The following is a 15,801-nucleotide window of genomic DNA, read 5'->3' on the forward strand; positions in this document are numbered from 1 at the left end:
AGGCTTATTTTTTGGCTGCCTGAATTTATGCGAGTATTCTATTGCTTTATGTCACGGTTGTGAATGTAACGATTACGCAATCCTTTGCAGGGTGTGATCATGATCGTATGTAATCGATTACAGATCATTTGTTTACGTGATCTAAACCGGGTTTTTTGGCGATTTTATTGAACTTTTTCAGAACTAAGTGAGAAATGAAACGTTACAAGGCTGCAATTAAGGCCGGATTTAGCAATGAAATCTGGTTGTAAAAAAAGAGTGGTATTCCGTATCAACAGAATACCACTCAGATTTAAGCCGAAGACATATAACAACGAGCGAAAATCACTATGAAGTTAGCGATTCGCTGACGTTACCCTGATTTTTTGACTTTGTTGCAACTAAATAAATGAGCAGCAGAACAGGCAGTCCTATCAGGGCCGTGGTAAAGAAGAAGGTGTTATAACCAAAGGTATCAACATACACGCCAGAGAACCCGGCAATAAATTTAGGGAACAGCAGCATGATAGAGCTGAACAGGGCGTATTGAGTGGCCGAGAACGCGATGTTGGTCAAACTCGACATGTAGGTAATAAATGCCGCGGTGGCAATGCCGGCACTTAAGTTGTCAGCAGAGATAACGATAGTCAGCATCGGCAGGCTATTGCCGATATAGGTAAAGAGCATAAAGAGTAAATTAGTACAGGCGGCCAGAACGGCACCTAATGCCAGAATACGCAGGGTTCCCCACTTACTGACCATGATCCCTCCCAGGCCGGCGCCAACTAATGTCATGATGACACCGTATACCTTCGAGACCGAGGCGACTTCCGTTTTACTGAAGCCCATATCGACATAAAAGGCATTGGCCATGACACCCATCACCACATCGGAAATGCGGTAGCAACCAATGAGCGCCAAAATGAGTAACGCATTACGACCGTAACGAGAGAAAAAATCCTGAAAAGGCATCAGAGCTGCGGTATAGAACCAAGCTGCCAGCCTTGCTTGTCGTGCCCCCATGCCTTTATTGAGTAATTGCTGGCGGTATTCACGCTCAGTATTATCAATTGCACTGCTATCTATATTGGGTTCATTAATACACAGCGCTGTCACGATCCCCACCAGCATAAAACCCGCCATGATGAAGTAAGCGGCTTTCCAGCCTGTCACATCATAACCGGTGTCAGAGCCAAACCAGGCGGCAAAGGCAAGTGCGCCAGCGCCTGCCATGATCATCGCTAAGCGATAGCCGGTCATGTAAGCGGCAGCGAGGGCAGCCTGTAAGCGTTCTGTTGCCAGTTCAATACGATAAGCATCAATGACAATGTCTTGAGACGCAGAGGCAAAGGCGACAATAACGGCAAAAATAGCCAGTTGAACAAGATCAACCAGCGGGTTACTGATTGCCATGCCACATAAAGAGAGGATGATCAGAATTTGCGAGAATAGCATCCAGCCTCGGCGGCGCCCGAATAGATGCGAAAAGATAGGGATGGGAAAACGATCAATCAGTGGTGACCATATCCACTTAAAGCCGTAAGCCAATGCGACCCAACTAAAGAAGCCGATATCGGTTCGACTGATTTCAGCTTCCCGAAGCCAGAATGACAGGGTACCAAAGACTAATAAGATCGGTAATCCGGAAGAAAACCCGAGGGCAAGCATGATCAGTACTTTTTTTTCTAAGTACACACGCCAACCCTGTTTGTTATTACCCTCTATCGATTGCTCCATTATTTCCTCTAAATCTTGATAGCGTCGCCGCGGTGTCCATCGATTATAAAGGTAAGGTAACAGAGTCAGGTAGTTTTCTTGTCAGGTAATTAGAAGTAGTACTACATCACAGAAGTTTTGACGAGTTCAGTCACACGGAATCTAAGGAGCACGCGGTTAGAACTGGATCCCTGATAACCGCCAGATGAGTATTGAGCAAGTTTGTAAGTCTATTGTCTGGCGGTTTCTGGGATGACGACTGTTTGGCCTCATCGATAAAGAACTAATCTGCCTAAACATAATTAATGAGTCTAGATTCTAGGGACTCGCCACTCGCTCCTAGATACCTTAAGGCCTGATACCTTGCATTTTTTCTGGGGCAGGGCCGATCCCAAGAAGAAACTGCGCGCAGCTGGTGACTTTGAACTGAACAAAGCTGTTGCCGAGCAACTGATAGTCTTCCAGAGTTTCTAATAGCTGCAATAAATACCAGTATACTGATTCATATTTACCGTTTGGTGTGCCTGCCGCAACAGACAGCTTCCACCATTCATGCAAGTGTTCGGTACAGGTGTGTTTAAGAGATGTACAACTGACATCGCCACTTATTGTGCCTAATGCACTTAAAGCGAGCGCTGGCGCATGGTCGGCAATATGTTGGCTGACTATTTCAGTGGGAACATCTGGCTGTGATGAAATTAGAGTTAGCATAATAGTCACCTGATCGTAAGAAAACGGCCAGGTGACGTTGTCTTACTGGTTAATAATTTTAATAGCCTTAATAACTATAGGCTGCTGAGGGACATCTTTCATACCCATAGACCGTATAGTTGTTGTAGGTATAGAAGCCATTTTTTCAATAATTGGGAAGCCCTTCACAACTTTTCCGAACACGGCATAACCCGGTCGACTGCCTTGCGCATTCAGGAAGCTGTTATTTTCATAGTTGATGTAGAACTGACGTGTTGCGGAATCAGGCTCAGTAGTACGGGCCATTGCGACCGTTGCGCGCATATTTTCCAGCCCGTTGCCAGATTCATTTTTAATGGGTTCATAAGAAGAGCGGCGCTTCAGTTCTTGGTCAAATCCACCCCCTTGGGCCATAAATCCCGGGATCACACGGTGGAAAATGGTGTCGACATAGCTACCATCGTTAACGTAGCGAAGAAAGTTGGCACTGGATATCGGTGCTTTTTCTTCATCCAGTTGAATGGTGAACTCACCCAGACTAGTCGTCACTAATACCTGGGTTGCGGCGCTGACTGGCAGGGCTAACAGTAAGCAGATAGTGATAAAATAGCGATGCATTACAGGTTCTCCTGCAAGTAACGGTTTAATTCAGTATCGGCATTAATATCTTTTAGTACCGCCGTCATCAGGTTATTGATGCTCAGCTCCATATCTTCAACAGACGCACTCATTGTGCCAGTCTTGTCAGACTTGCCTGAGTAACGTTTTACAAACTTGCCATTTGGTGTCTCAACGACAAGCTGAAGCTGTAGTTTACTGCTTAGATCATGACTCATTACACTGTGCTTCACATTGACCATCGCTTCCAGAATATCCAGGCGTACTTTGCCTTCGGACTCTTCTGTGATGAGGTAGCCCTGCGAACGAAGCTGGCGAGATAATGCATCTTCTAATGTGACACGTAGGTTCTGGTTTGCATGTAATGGCTGTACATTTTTGCGTCCGCTATCTACGACAGCGATAAACTGTGCAGTACGCAGGTCACGGCTTTCAAGGCTCATAGACTGGCCATTGGCTGTAGCCTGACTCGCAATAACCGGAGTTGGGGCCAGAGACAGCTGCGGATCAGATGGTGCCGAACAAGCGGTGAGAGCCAAAACTGATGCAGCTAAAAGAAACTTCTTCATGGTAATTTGTATCCTTAACTGAGGCGTTACTTGCCTGACTGATAAATAATAAATTTGTCGTTTTGCGCAATGATATCGACATTACCAAATAATCGCTTGAGTTTTTCATCGTATCCCAGCTGACGATTGCCAATCACGATTAATTGACCTTTAGGTCTCAGAACTTGCTTTGCGTCACAGAACATTTGCCAGGCAATATGATCGGTAATGGTGGTTTGCTGGTGGAACGGCGGGTTACATAGGATCAGATCGGCACTGTTATTTTGAATGGTGTCTAAACAGTTAGTCACAACTGTTTTAATTTGCTCGGGTACTTTCAGGTTCAATCTGGCATTAGCTTCACAAGATGCCACTGCCATGAAGCTTTCATCGACGCAAGTGATGTTGGCCTGTGGATTAAGTTGTGCGGCTTTAATTCCGATCACACCATTACCACAACCTAAATCGATAATATCAGTGTATTTTGATTTCTGAGGAATATGTTTAAGCAGCAAGCGAGCGCCAATATCTAAGCTTTCGCCAGAAAAAACATTAGCGTGGTTGGTTAATGTTATACCGTGTTCAGGTACATCCCACTTCTTAGGTGCCGGCATTGGCTGCGCAAGTGCCGGATTTGGTTTGATGAATGCTAATCGTGCTTTCTTCACGGCTAAAGAGGTTCTGGTTTCGCCTAAATATTTTTCACATAACTTCAGTGTTGATGTGTGAATTTCTTTAACTTTAGCAGCACCAATTACGACGCAATCTTCTGGAAGGTGGTTACACAGTTGCTGTAACTGCCAGGAAAGCAACCTGTGGTTTTTTGGTAGTTTAATCAAAACCAATTGTGGGTTCTCAGGCAATTCAGCCAGACAATCGATAATATTGATGTGTGGAAGCTGGTTAGCTTTTAAGTTGGCAATACAACCTTGTTTTGCAATAAATGAGTCAGTAACGCTAGTGACGTTCCCTTGATTAGAAAACCAGCAACTTAGTGCACCAAAACTGTCATTGAAGATCAGAATAGGGCGCTGTGGATCGAGTTCCATGCCGTGAGCATGGTTAATAAGATACTCATCTGCAGCATCCCATGCTTGCAGTGTTTCAATTTTACGTACCGGAAAACGTGTCAGGTTTAACGTACGCTCGTACAGAGTTAGCGCTGGTTTCATTAGAGATAACTTTCAGGTATGTTTGCAAATAAGTGATCTATTTTCGCAGAACCACCGTGTACTGCAAACCCAATATCGGAATTTACTGCTTTTTATCTGCTATTGATTGAATCAGGGGCGATTTAAATAATCAGCTGCTGGAGTCATACAATAAGAATTCCGATGAACGTATTTAGCCGCCCCGTGAGTAAGAGTTATGATTCAGGAACGCATCAAAGAAAAATTACAGGAAGCATTATCACCTACCCATTTAGAGGTGATCAATGAGAGCTACATGCATAACGTGCCTGAAGGCTCTGAAAGCCATTTCAAAGTCATAGTGGTTAGTGAACAGTTTGAAGGCCTGCGCTTAATTGGTCGTCACCGTGCGGTGAATGCTGTGCTGGCGCAAGAGCTTGCGAATGACATTCACGCTTTGGCAATACATACTTACACGCAAACTGAATGGCAAAAGTTATTGGATGGTGCGCCCGTATCACCTTCATGCCAAGGCGGGTCAAAAAGCGATTAAGCTCCCCTCAGTTACCTTTCGTTATAAAAAACCGCACTTGTTGCGGTTTTTTTCGGCGTAATATTTGAATTACAAAGCAACATTGATGTTTTGGTTGTCGTATTATGACTCAGCTTTCTCCAGGGAACAGGGGAGCAAGTAGGGATCAGAATGGCTGGCTATACTTGTGAAAAGCTTGGCGTGTTGAAATCGAGTCGATGATGATCCCGAACGATATTACAGGGTGCCAAAGAGTAAAAGGAGTGGTAAATGATAGAAGCTGGTGTTCGAGCGGTTGTTTTACTTTTGGCATCTATGCTGATGGTTGCCTGTGGCGGGCAGGATGAAGAGAACAGTGCTGAGCAAGCGGCTGTGATTGAATGGAAGCTGGTTACCTCATGGCCGAAAGGGTTTCCAGGACTTGGGGTTGCGCCTGAACGTTTTGCGGAAAAAATCAAACTGTTGAGTCAGGGGCGGTTAAAGATTGAGGTGTATGGTGCTGGTGAACTGATACCAAGCTTTGATGTGTTTAATGCGGTTTCTAAAGGAACCGCGCAAATGGGGCATTCGGCAGCCTTTTATTGGCAGAAAAAAATCCCGGCAGCACCCTTTTTTACTTCTGTTCCTTTTGGCATGACTGCACAGGAAATGAATGCCTGGCTACATTACGGTGGCGGGCTTGAACTGTGGCAAGAATTGTATGCACCTTATGGTGTTATGCCAATGGCCGGGGGGAACACCGGCGCGCAAATGGGGGGGTGGTTTAATAAAGAAATTAAATCTATTGCCGATCTGAAAGGATTAAAAATGCGATTGCCTGGTTTTGGCGCGGATGTGCTGAAGCGTGCGGGGGGGATCCCTGTAAGCTTGCCTGGTGGTGAGCTATTTACGGCATTAGAAACCGGTGCTATCGACGCGACGGAGTGGGTGGGGCCTTATAATGATCTGGCGTTTGGTTTACATAATGCAGCCAGATACTACTATTATCCGGGGTGGCAAGAGCCGAGTACGACGCTGGAGTTCTTGATCAATAAGAATGCGTTTCAAGCATTACCTGATGATTTAAAACAGATTGTCGAAGTTGCTGCCCGTGCTATAAATCAAGATATGCTTGATGAGTATACAGTGAAAAATGTCCAGGCTCTGGATATCTTAGTCAGTGAACATAATGTGGTGCTCAAAGCTTTTCCTGAGGACGTATTAGCTCAGCTCAAGCAGCTGACATCGGATTTGATGCAAGAGATGAGTCAAACCGAACCGTCAGTACAAAAAGTGTATGACTCTTACCGTCGTTTTTTAATCGATGTCAGGCGGTATGGGCGAATTTCTGATAATGCCGATGTAAATATTGATTAACATCGAGACAAATCTGAAACAAACACAATAGGGGCTTTGTTGCCCCGTTGTTTTGGGTGTTTTGATTGTGTTTGTTTTTTGTTAAGGATGTTATTCAGGTGAGAGTGTTTTGATAATTGATGATATTTTCACATTTGTGCGTCAGGTCAAAATTATAAACTAACGAATGTATTGTCTTTAAGATGTTCGCTGGTTTTCACCCCGATTAGCGTGGTTCGGCATGGTAACAACGAGTACATTAATGCTAGAATGTCGGCCTTAAAATTACTCGTTATCAAATGTTGTAACGAGCTAGTTAATAGGGTGTTGCGGTTTCGGTGGCGTAAATGGACCGGCTTCGGATGACGGAAAGTCGAGTCTTGATTGCGCAATAGAAAATTCTTTTTCCCGTTAATGTAGTGCAAGTGCGTATGATTACAATAAAAAAAGGGCTGGATATCCCAATTTCAGGGACTCCTACCCAGGCGATAAATGATGGTAATTCCATCACACGAGTCGCCTTGCTTGGCGAAGAATATGTTGGTATGCGTCCTACAATGCATACCCGTGTTGGGGAAGTAGTAAAAAAAGGTCAGGTTCTTTTTGAAGATAAGAAGAATCCTGGCGTTAAGTTTACTGCTCCAGCCAGTGGCAAGGTAGCGGAAATCAACCGTGGTGCTAAGCGTGTTCTGCAATCAGTTGTTATTGATGTAGAAGGCAATGAGCAAGTCACTTTTAACCGCTATGAGGCGGATCAATTAGCACAACTAGATCGCTCTGCGATTGTTGAGCAATTGGTTGGATCTGGCATGTGGACAGCGCTTCGTACGCGTCCATTTAGCAAGGTTGCCCCAATCGATTCTGAAACAAAGGCAATCTTTGTAACAGCTATCGATAGCAATCCTCTGGCAGCTAATCCAGAAATTATCATTAATGAGCAAAGCGACGCTTTTGTTGCCGGTTTGACGCTACTATCGCGTCTGACTAGCGGAAAAGTTTTTGTTTGTAAATCAGGTGCAAGTCTACCTCGTAGTACTGAAGCAAATGTTGAAGAACATGTATTTAACGGTCCACACCCTGCTGGTATCGTTGGTACTCACATTCACATGCTATTCGGTGCTGACGTTGCAAACGTTGCATGGCACATCAACTATCAAGATGTTATTGCGTTCGGTAAGCTTTTCCAAACGGGTGAGCTATATACTGATCGCGTTGTAGCGGTTGCTGGTCCTGTTGTGAATAACCCTCGTTTGGTTCGCACTCAGATCGGTGCTTCAATCGGGCAGCTAACCGACTCTGAAATGATGCCTGGCGAAATTCGAGTGCTTTCAGGTTCTGTTCTCAACGGTGTTCATGCGGTCGGTCCACATGCTTACCTTGGTCGTTACCATCTGCAAGTGTCAGCACTTCGTGAAGGCTATGAGAAAGAATTCTTAGGCTGGATTGTACCTGGTAAAAACAAGTTCTCAGTTACTCGTTCTTTCCTTAGTCACCTCTTCTCTGGTCAGTTGTTCAACATGACAACAACGACGAACGGTAGTGAGCGTGCCATGGTGCCAATCGGTAGCTATGAAAAAGTGATGCCACTGGATATTGAACCTACACTGCTTCTTCGTGATCTGTGTGCGGGTGATAGTGACAGTGCGCAGCTGCTGGGTGCGTTAGAGCTTGATGAAGAAGATCTGGCTCTGTGTACGTTTGTATGCCCAGGTAAGTATGAGTTTGGTCCACTGCTACGTGAGTGCCTGGACAAAATTGAGAAGGAAGGGTAATTCATGGGTCTCAAGAATTTACTCGAGCAGGTTGAACATCACTTTGAGCCTGGTGGTAAGCACGAGAGATGGTTTGCGCTGTATGAAGCGTTTGCAACTCTTATGTATACACCCGGTACAGTGACTCGCACGGGTTCACACGTTCGTGATAGCGTTGATTTAAAACGCCTAATGATCATGGTGTGGTTTGCAGTATTCCCAGCAATGTTCTGGGGTATGTATAACTCCGGTCACCAAGCGGTTTCTGCTCTTAACCACATGTATGTGGGTGATCAGCTGGCTGCTATTATCGGTGGCGATTGGCATTACTGGCTAACAGAAATGTTAGGTGGCACTTTATCAGCCGATGCTGGCTGGGGTAGCAAAATGCTACTGGGTGCGACTTACTTCCTTCCTATCTACGCGGTTGTATTTGCAGTAGGTGGTTTCTGGGAAGTTCTTTTCTGTATGGTGCGTAAGCATGAAGTTAACGAAGGTTTCTTTGTTACTTCTATTCTTTTTGCGCTTATCGTCCCAGCAACATTACCACTTTGGCAAGCGGCACTGGGTATTACCTTTGGTGTTGTTGTCGCGAAAGAAATCTTTGGTGGTACTGGCCGTAACTTCCTTAACCCTGCACTAGCAGGCCGTGCATTCCTGTTCTTCGCATACCCAGCTCAAATCTCTGGTGATGCAGTATGGACAGCTGCCGACGGCTTCACTGGTGCGACGGCGCTAAGCCAATGGGCACAAGGTGGTGATGCGAACCTGATCAACGTAGTGACTGGCGAAGCAATCAGCTGGATGGATGCATTTATTGGTCGTATTCCTGGTTCTATCGGTGAAGTTTCTACACTGTTCATCATCCTTGGTGGTGCAATGATCGTGTACATGGGCATTGCTTCATGGCGCATCATCGCGGGTACCATGCTTGGTATGATCGTGATGGCAACCCTGTTTAACATCATGGGTTCTGATACCAATGCAATGTTCAGCATGCCTTGGCACTGGCACCTGGTTCTGGGTGGCTTTGCGTTTGGTATGATGTTCATGGCGACCGATCCGGTGTCTGCTGCCTTTACCAATAAAGGTAAGTGGTGGTACGGCGCGCTCATCGGTGCAATGGCAGTCATGGTTCGTGTGGTTAACCCTGCGTACCCTGAAGGTATGATGCTGGCGATTCTATTCGCAAACCTATTCGCACCTCTCTTTGACAACCTAGTGGTTCAGGGCAACATCAAGCGGAGACTAGCACGTCATGTCAAGTAATAACGATAGCATTAAGAAAACGCTGATTGTTGTTATCGCATTGAGCTTAGTGTGCTCTATCGTGGTATCAACTGCTGCGGTTGTTCTGCGTCCATTGCAGCAGGCCAATGCGGTTCTTGACGTTCAGCGCAATATCCTTTCAGTTTCCGGCCTGTTACAAGACGGCACCAACGTCACTGAAGCTTACGAGCAGTTCATCGAGCCTAAACTGGTTGATCTTAAAACTGGTGAGTTCGTTGCACAGACCGAAGTTGGTCAAACTGCCGCTCAATACAAACAGCGTGCTGCAGCGAAAGATCCAAGCCAGTCTATTAAGCTAGAGGCTGATAAAGATCCTGGTAAAATCATTCGCCGTGCAAATGTTGCGACTGTTTACCTGGTGAAAGACGCGAATGACAATGTTGAGAAGCTAATCTTACCGGTTCACGGTAATGGTCTGTGGTCAATGATGTACGCATTTGTTGCGGTTGAAACTGACGGTAACACTGTTTCAGGTATCACTTACTACGAGCAGGGTGAAACACCTGGGCTAGGTGGTGAAGTTGAAAATCCGAAATGGCGTGGTCAGTTTGTTGGCAAGCAATTGCTTGACGACAACAACAAGCCAGCAATTCGCGTGGTTAAAGGTGGCGCTCCTCAAGGTGATCTTCATAGTGTAGATGGCCTGTCAGGTGCAACCTTAACGGGTAATGGTGTGCAGCACACCTTCGATTTCTGGTTAGGTGAGATGGGCTTCGGTCCTTTCCTGACTAAGGTTCGTGCGGGAGGCCTGAATAATGGCTGATACTAAAGAAATGAAAAAGATCCTGTTTGCGCCGTTTGTTGATAACAACCCAATCGCGCTTCAGGTTCTTGGTGTATGTTCTGCACTTGCGGTAACAACTAAATTAGAAACGGCGTTTGTAATGACGCTGGCGGTAACTTTTGTTACTGCATTTTCTAACCTTTTTGTATCGCTGATCCGTCATCATATTCCTAACAGTGTTCGTATCATTGTGCAGATGGCAATCATTGCATCATTGGTAATCGTGGTTGACCAGACACTGAAAGCCTATGTTTATGAGATTTCTAAACAGCTTTCTGTATTCGTTGGTCTGATCATTACTAACTGTATCGTAATGGGTCGTGCAGAAGCGTACGCAATGAAGTCTGCGCCGCTACCTTCATTTATTGATGGTATCGGTAACGGTCTGGGTTACGGCTTTGTACTGGTTACTGTTGGCTTCTTCCGTGAACTATTAGGCTCAGGCAAGCTATTCGGTGTTGAGGTTCTACCTCTGGTTTCAGACGGTGGCTGGTATCAGCCGAATGGTCTGATGCTATTAGCACCATCTGCTTTCTTCCTGATTGGTTTCATGATCTGGGCTATTCGTATTATCCGTCCAGAACAAGTAGAAGCGAAGGAGTAAGGGGAACATGGAACATTATCTAAGCCTTTTAGTTCGTTCGATTTTTATCGAGAACATGGCACTTTCGTTCTTCTTGGGTATGTGTACATTCCTTGCCGTATCTAAGAAAGTAAAAACCTCTTTCGGTCTGGGTGTTGCGGTAATCGTTGTACTGACGATTGCGTTACCGGTAAACAACCTTGTTTACAACCTGCTACTGAAAGATGGTGCTATCGTTCAAGGAGTTGACCTGAGCTTCCTGAACTTTATCACGTTCATCGGTGTTATTGCGGCACTGGTACAGATCCTGGAAATGGTTCTGGACCGATTCTTCCCGCCGCTATACAACGCGTTAGGTATTTTCCTTCCGTTGATCACAGTAAACTGTGCCATCTTCGGTGGTGTATCTTTCATGGTACAGCGTGACTACAACTTTGCTGAATCTGTTGTCTATGGCTTCGGTTCTGGTGTGGGTTGGATGCTGGCAATCGTGGCACTTGCGGGTATCCGCGAGAAGATGAAGTACTCTGATGTACCTCCGGGTCTGCGTGGTCTGGGTATTACTTTCATCACTGTTGGTCTAATGGCGTTGGGCTTCATGTCCTTCTCCGGTGTACAGCTGTAATCAGGATAATAAGGAATAGTCAATGGATATTATTCTTGGCGTAGTTATGTTCACCTTGATTATCCTGGCTCTAGTTTTAGTGATCCTATTCGCTAAATCTAAGCTGGTACCATCAGGCGACATTACTATCTCAGTAAACAACGATCCGGAAAAAGCGATTATAACCGCTGCCGGTGGCAAACTACTTAACGCACTATCAGCAAATGGAATTTTCGTTTCATCTGCATGTGGTGGTGGTGGTTCTTGTGGTCAGTGCCGTGTAAAAGTGAAATCAGGCGGTGGTGATATTCTGCCGACAGAGCTTGATCACGTTACTAAAGGTGAAGCACGAGAAGGCGAACGTCTGGCTTGTCAGGTTAACGTTAAGTCTGACATGCAGATCGAACTTCCGGAAGAAATCTTCGGCGTGAAGAAGTGGGAATGTGAAGTTCTTTCGAATGATAACGAAGCAACCTTCATTAAAGAGTTGGTTCTTAAAATCCCTGAAGGCGAGGAAGTACCTTTCCGTGCAGGTGGTTACATTCAAATTGAAGCTGAACCTCATCACATTAAATACGCTGACTTCGATGTACCGGAAGAGTACCGCGAAGACTGGGATAAGTTTAACTTGTTCCGTTACGAGTCAATCGTGAAAGAGCATTCAATCCGAGCTTACTCTATGGCTTCATACCCAGATGAGAAAGGCCTGATCAAACTGAATGTTCGTATCGCGACACCGCCGCCAAATAACCCAGATGTACCACCTGGCATTATGTCATCGTATATCTGGTCACTGAAAGCAGGTGATACCTGTACTATTTCTGGTCCGTTTGGTGAGTTCTTCGCTAAAGAGACCGATAATGAAATGGTCTTCATCGGTGGTGGTGCTGGTATGGCGCCAATGCGCTCACATATCTTCGATCAGCTTCAGCGTCTGCAGTCTACCCGTAAGATGACTTACTGGTATGGTGCACGTTCTAAGCGTGAAATGTTCTACGTAGAAGATTTCGATAAGCTAGCGGCTGAGAACGAGAACTTCCAATGGCATGTAGCATTGTCTGATCCATCTCCGGAAGATAACTGGGATGGTTATACAGGCTTCATCCATAACGTGATTTATGAGAACTACTTAAAAGATCACGATGCACCGGAAGATTGTGAATACTACATGTGTGGTCCACCAATGATGAATGCAGCTGTTATCGGTATGCTGAAAGACCTTGGTGTTGAAGACGAAAACATCCTGTTGGATGACTTCGGTGGCTAATTAGCCCTTCACACATAATTAAAATGGCTGATCCGACAGGGTCAGCCATTTTTCGTACCAGCATAAGAATAATACTCTTTCTATTGTGGTTATTGCCTGACAGCTGTTTTAGCTACCCAGTAAAAGAGAGTCCCTCTACCTTTTAAGGAGTGGTTGTATGAAGACGTTCCTTACCCGAGCAGCAATGCTGCTTGCTATGGCCATAACACTGGTTGGCTGCGGTGATCAACGAGAGTTAATCCATTTAAGCGGCTCTACAATGGGCACCTACTATTCCGTTAAGTTGATTAAGCAGGAAGGCTTACCGAGTGCCACTGATATTCAGGCCGAGATTGATCGTCGTTTAGAGCAAGTAAACGATCAGATGTCGACTTATCGTAAGCATTCCGAGCTCAGCCAATTTAACCAGCAGACCACGAATAAGCCATTCGCTGTCTCTGCAGATACCGCGAAAGTGGTGAAAGAAGCGATTCGTTTATCTAAACTTACTGATGGTGCCTTAGATGTCACTGTTGGCCCAGTGGTGAATCTGTGGAGCTTTGGTCCGGAAGCGCGTCCCGAAGTGATCCCAACAGATGAAGAGTTAGCTGCTCGCCGTAAAATTGTCGGTATTGATCACCTGTCTGTTGATGGCAATACACTGACGAAGAATATCCCAGAACTCTATGTAGACTTGTCGTCTATCGCGAAAGGTTTTGGTGTTGATGTTGTTGCTGACTATTTTAATGAGCTTAATGTTCTTGATTACCTGGTTGAGATTGGTGGTGAATTACGTCTGAAAGGGGTAAATCTCGAAGGTGTGCCATGGCGTATTGCGATAGAGAAACCAACCGATGATGGTAGCCGTGCTGTGCAGGAAATCATTGAACCTGGTGACATGGCTGTGGCAACATCGGGTGATTATCGTAATTACTTTGAAGAAGACGGTGTTCGCTATTCGCACCTGATTGATCCAAAAACGTGTAAGCCGATCGCCAATCACGTCGTATCGGTGACTGTACTGCATCCATCCAGTATGACGGCCGATGCGTTAGCGACAGCTTTCTCTGTGATGGGAGAAGAAAAAGCGCTGGCGTTAGCGAAAACTGAAAATTTACCTGTTCTGTTGGTGGTAAAAACGGAACAAGGTTTTAAGGAATATGCATCAGAAGCATTTGCTCCTTATCTACAAAAGAAATAGAGAGTTATCATGACAATATATCTAACAACCTTTGCGGTCTTTCTGCTGGTTATCATCGCGATGGCCGTCGGTTATATCTTTCAGCGTAAAGCAGTAAGCGGAAGCTGTGGTGGTTTGGACGGCATCGGTATTGCGAAGGAATGTAATTGTCCCGAACCTTGTGATGCACGTAAAAAGCGTGAAGCACGGGCTGCAAAGCAAGCTGAGTGGAAGAAGAATCAGATCGTTTAGTCGATGATCGTTTAATGTATTGTTTTTTCTTCTGCTAACAGCGTCGAAATAAATAGCCTCGATTGGTCAAAAAGCCTGAGTTTTCTCAGGCTTTTTTATATTTAGCATTCTCTCTGGATCTCGCATCTTGAGGTGGTTTGGGTATATAATGACCACTGTATATAAAGACAGTTATCAGGGGCTTTTTATCTTTCAATATTGCAGTTATGTTGAAAGGTAAACAGACCCTAATTGTGGTCTCTTTGCTGAGAGGAATTGTGCCAGATACCTACCCTGTGCAACGGAAAATTGTACACGTTGATATGGACTGTTTTTTCGCTGCGGTCGAAATGCGTGACAACCCGGAGTTGCAAAATATCCCCATCGCAATAGGCGGTCGCTCCGAGCAGAGAGGGGTTATTAGCACCTGCAACTATCTTGCCCGTAAATATGGGGTACGCTCTGCCATGCCGACGGCTCAGGCGATGAAATTGTGTCCGCATTTAACCTTGGTGCCGGGGCGTATGGGGGTTTATAAAGAAGCCTCACAGCAGATCCGCGCTATTTTTCAGCGCTATACCGATAAGATTGAACCCCTGTCACTAGACGAAGCCTACCTTGATGTCACCGAGTGTGAGTTATTTCATGGTTCGGCGACTCTGATTGCACAAGACATTCGGCGAGCAATAGAAGAGGAGCTTCATCTTACGGCTTCTGCCGGTATCGCCCCGGTTAAATTTATCGCCAAAGTTGCTTCGGATCTCAACAAGCCGAACGGACAATATGTGGTGACGCCTGACGATGTGGGGGAATTTGTTGCCAACCTGAAGTTAGAAAAAATACCAGGCGTTGGCAAAGTAACGATTCAGAAGCTGCATGAAAAAGGCTTGTATGTCGGGCAAGATGTACAGGCTTATGATCGTCATTTATTGTTGCAGCAGTTTGGCAAATTCGGTCAGTCGCTATGGTCGCGGTCGCATGGGATTGATGACCGTGAAGTGGTGGTTGAGCGGCAACGTAAATCGGTTGGTGTCGAGCGCACTTTTTATCGTAATATCAGTGACTACGAGCAATGCTGGCAAGTCGTGGAAGCCTTATACCCGGAACTGGAAAAGCGCCTGAAACGGGTACGTCCGACGATGAATATTGCCAAGCAAAGCATCAAAGTGAAGTTTGCCGACTTTCAGCAAACAACGGTTGAGCATAGTCTGCCACTGTTAGATAAATCTCAGTTTGTTGGCTTGTTAAAAGAAGCGCTCACTCGGCAAAAAGGACGAGAGATCAGATTGATAGGCATTGGTGTCGGCTTAGAATATGGCATGAAAGCGCAACAGCTATCGTTTGAGGGGTTTTAGCTTTAAGAGCGGTGCTATGGCCCTGAGGCCCTATGGAGAAGCAGTGTTGAGTTCCTAGGTTCGAGTTTCGAGAAAGAGCCAAAACTTGACTTCTTTTCGAGGCTCGGAGAGGCTGCTTGCAGGACCACAGGACCACAGGACCACAGGACCACAGGACCACAGGACCACAGGACCACAGGACCACAGGACCACAGGACCACAGGACCACAGGACCACAGGACCACAGGAC

The 15,801-nt window shown here is 45.7% G+C and carries 16 protein-coding genes; 11 read left to right on the forward strand and 5 right to left on the reverse strand.

Annotated elements, in window-relative coordinates; translation table 11 throughout:
• Window positions 1–327: 327 nt before the first annotated feature.
• From L4D76_RS21370 to L4D76_RS21390, 5 genes are all read right to left on the reverse strand, one after another.
• Entirely contained in the window at window positions 328–1,716 is a 1,389-nt protein-coding gene (locus tag L4D76_RS21370; RefSeq protein WP_428442897.1) for an AmpG family muropeptide MFS transporter, read from the reverse strand.
• 327 nt (window positions 1,717–2,043) lie between these two features.
• Complete coding sequence (locus L4D76_RS21375) at window positions 2,044–2,406, reverse strand: hypothetical protein (RefSeq protein ID WP_428442898.1); 363 nt, start codon at window positions 2,404–2,406, stop codon at window positions 2,044–2,046.
• Window positions 2,407–2,448: 42 nt separating this feature from the next.
• Complete coding sequence (locus L4D76_RS21380; protein WP_428442899.1) at window positions 2,449–3,003, reverse strand: peptidylprolyl isomerase; 555 nt, start codon at window positions 3,001–3,003, stop codon at window positions 2,449–2,451.
• The gene (locus L4D76_RS21385) at window positions 3,003–3,572 is read right to left on the reverse strand and encodes a YajG family lipoprotein (protein WP_428442900.1); all 570 of its coding nucleotides are present in this window, start codon (window positions 3,570–3,572) and stop codon (window positions 3,003–3,005) included. Before L4D76_RS21385 ends, L4D76_RS21380 begins: the two co-directional genes overlap by 1 nt.
• 26 nt (window positions 3,573–3,598) lie before the next feature.
• Entirely contained in the window at window positions 3,599–4,723 is a 1,125-nt protein-coding gene (locus tag L4D76_RS21390; protein ID WP_428442901.1) for a methyltransferase, read from the reverse strand.
• A 196-nt stretch (window positions 4,724–4,919) separates the two neighbouring features.
• Between L4D76_RS21390 and bolA the strand changes: the two genes are divergently transcribed.
• The 11 genes from bolA to dinB all read left to right on the forward strand — a co-directional run bounded on the left by bolA (window position 4,920) and on the right by dinB (window position 15,572).
• Window positions 4,920–5,234: a transcriptional regulator BolA gene (gene bolA, locus L4D76_RS21395; protein ID WP_428442902.1), complete on the forward strand. Its 315-nt coding sequence runs from the start codon at window positions 4,920–4,922 to the stop codon at window positions 5,232–5,234.
• A 249-nt stretch (window positions 5,235–5,483) separates the two neighbouring features.
• Window positions 5,484–6,569 (forward strand): TRAP transporter substrate-binding protein, encoded by a 1,086-nt coding sequence (locus L4D76_RS21400; RefSeq protein ID WP_428442903.1) that lies wholly within the window; start codon window positions 5,484–5,486, stop codon window positions 6,567–6,569.
• Between the two features lie 410 nt (window positions 6,570–6,979).
• Window positions 6,980–8,320, forward strand: a complete 1,341-nt coding sequence (locus tag L4D76_RS21405; protein ID WP_428442904.1) for a Na(+)-translocating NADH-quinone reductase subunit A — start codon at window positions 6,980–6,982, stop codon at window positions 8,318–8,320.
• A 3-nt stretch (window positions 8,321–8,323) separates the two neighbouring features.
• Entirely contained in the window at window positions 8,324–9,568 is a 1,245-nt protein-coding gene (locus L4D76_RS21410) for an NADH:ubiquinone reductase (Na(+)-transporting) subunit B (protein WP_428442905.1), read from the forward strand.
• A complete protein-coding gene (locus L4D76_RS21415) occupies window positions 9,558–10,352 on the forward strand; it encodes a Na(+)-translocating NADH-quinone reductase subunit C (protein ID WP_428442906.1) in 795 nt (264 codons plus the stop codon). The genes L4D76_RS21410 and L4D76_RS21415 overlap by 11 nt, the downstream gene beginning before the upstream one ends.
• On the forward strand, window positions 10,345–10,977 hold the full coding sequence (locus L4D76_RS21420) for an NADH:ubiquinone reductase (Na(+)-transporting) subunit D (protein WP_428442907.1): 633 nt from the start codon (window positions 10,345–10,347) through the stop codon (window positions 10,975–10,977). Before L4D76_RS21415 ends, L4D76_RS21420 begins: the two co-directional genes overlap by 8 nt.
• Before the next feature lie 7 nt (window positions 10,978–10,984).
• Window positions 10,985–11,581, forward strand: a complete 597-nt coding sequence (nqrE, locus tag L4D76_RS21425) for an NADH:ubiquinone reductase (Na(+)-transporting) subunit E (protein WP_428442908.1) — start codon at window positions 10,985–10,987, stop codon at window positions 11,579–11,581.
• Window positions 11,582–11,603: 22 nt separating this feature from the next.
• Complete coding sequence (nqrF, locus tag L4D76_RS21430) at window positions 11,604–12,827, forward strand: NADH:ubiquinone reductase (Na(+)-transporting) subunit F (RefSeq protein ID WP_428442909.1); 1,224 nt, start codon at window positions 11,604–11,606, stop codon at window positions 12,825–12,827.
• A 157-nt stretch (window positions 12,828–12,984) separates the two neighbouring features.
• Window positions 12,985–14,007, forward strand: coding sequence for an FAD:protein FMN transferase (locus L4D76_RS21435; protein ID WP_428442910.1), 1,023 nt, complete (start codon window positions 12,985–12,987; stop codon window positions 14,005–14,007).
• 9 nt (window positions 14,008–14,016) lie between these two features.
• The gene (nqrM, locus tag L4D76_RS21440; RefSeq protein WP_428442911.1) at window positions 14,017–14,238 is read left to right on the forward strand and encodes a (Na+)-NQR maturation NqrM; all 222 of its coding nucleotides are present in this window, start codon (window positions 14,017–14,019) and stop codon (window positions 14,236–14,238) included.
• 206 nt (window positions 14,239–14,444) lie between these two features.
• Window positions 14,445–15,572 (forward strand): DNA polymerase IV, encoded by a 1,128-nt coding sequence (dinB, locus tag L4D76_RS21445; protein ID WP_428442912.1) that lies wholly within the window; start codon window positions 14,445–14,447, stop codon window positions 15,570–15,572.
• Window positions 15,573–15,801: the final 229 nt, after the last annotated feature.

The sequence above is a fragment of the Photobacterium sagamiensis genome (assembly GCF_050337085.1).
Lineage (GTDB): Bacteria > Pseudomonadota > Gammaproteobacteria > Enterobacterales > Vibrionaceae > Photobacterium > Photobacterium sagamiensis.

What these genes read in the sequence shown, in the direction of transcription:
- L4D76_RS21370 (WP_428442897.1), bottom strand. Translation starts at nt 1,716, where the DNA reads ATGGAGCAATCGATAGAGGGTAATAACAAACAGGGTTGGCGTGTGTAC.
- L4D76_RS21375 (WP_428442898.1), bottom strand. Translation starts at nt 2,406, where the DNA reads ATGCTAACTCTAATTTCATCACAGCCAGATGTTCCCACTGAAATAGTC.
- L4D76_RS21380 (WP_428442899.1), bottom strand. Translation starts at nt 3,003, where the DNA reads ATGCATCGCTATTTTATCACTATCTGCTTACTGTTAGCCCTGCCAGTC.
- L4D76_RS21385 (WP_428442900.1), bottom strand. Translation starts at nt 3,572, where the DNA reads ATGAAGAAGTTTCTTTTAGCTGCATCAGTTTTGGCTCTCACCGCTTGT.
- L4D76_RS21390 (WP_428442901.1), bottom strand. Translation starts at nt 4,723, where the DNA reads ATGAAACCAGCGCTAACTCTGTACGAGCGTACGTTAAACCTGACACGT.
- bolA (WP_428442902.1), top strand. Translation starts at nt 4,920, where the DNA reads ATGATTCAGGAACGCATCAAAGAAAAATTACAGGAAGCATTATCACCT.
- L4D76_RS21400 (WP_428442903.1), top strand. Translation starts at nt 5,484, where the DNA reads ATGATAGAAGCTGGTGTTCGAGCGGTTGTTTTACTTTTGGCATCTATG.
- L4D76_RS21405 (WP_428442904.1), top strand. Translation starts at nt 6,980, where the DNA reads ATGATTACAATAAAAAAAGGGCTGGATATCCCAATTTCAGGGACTCCT.
- L4D76_RS21410 (WP_428442905.1), top strand. Translation starts at nt 8,324, where the DNA reads ATGGGTCTCAAGAATTTACTCGAGCAGGTTGAACATCACTTTGAGCCT.
- L4D76_RS21415 (WP_428442906.1), top strand. Translation starts at nt 9,558, where the DNA reads ATGTCAAGTAATAACGATAGCATTAAGAAAACGCTGATTGTTGTTATC.
- L4D76_RS21420 (WP_428442907.1), top strand. Translation starts at nt 10,345, where the DNA reads ATGGCTGATACTAAAGAAATGAAAAAGATCCTGTTTGCGCCGTTTGTT.
- nqrE (WP_428442908.1), top strand. Translation starts at nt 10,985, where the DNA reads ATGGAACATTATCTAAGCCTTTTAGTTCGTTCGATTTTTATCGAGAAC.
- nqrF (WP_428442909.1), top strand. Translation starts at nt 11,604, where the DNA reads ATGGATATTATTCTTGGCGTAGTTATGTTCACCTTGATTATCCTGGCT.
- L4D76_RS21435 (WP_428442910.1), top strand. Translation starts at nt 12,985, where the DNA reads ATGAAGACGTTCCTTACCCGAGCAGCAATGCTGCTTGCTATGGCCATA.
- nqrM (WP_428442911.1), top strand. Translation starts at nt 14,017, where the DNA reads ATGACAATATATCTAACAACCTTTGCGGTCTTTCTGCTGGTTATCATC.
- dinB (WP_428442912.1), top strand. Translation starts at nt 14,445, where the DNA reads ATGTTGAAAGGTAAACAGACCCTAATTGTGGTCTCTTTGCTGAGAGGA.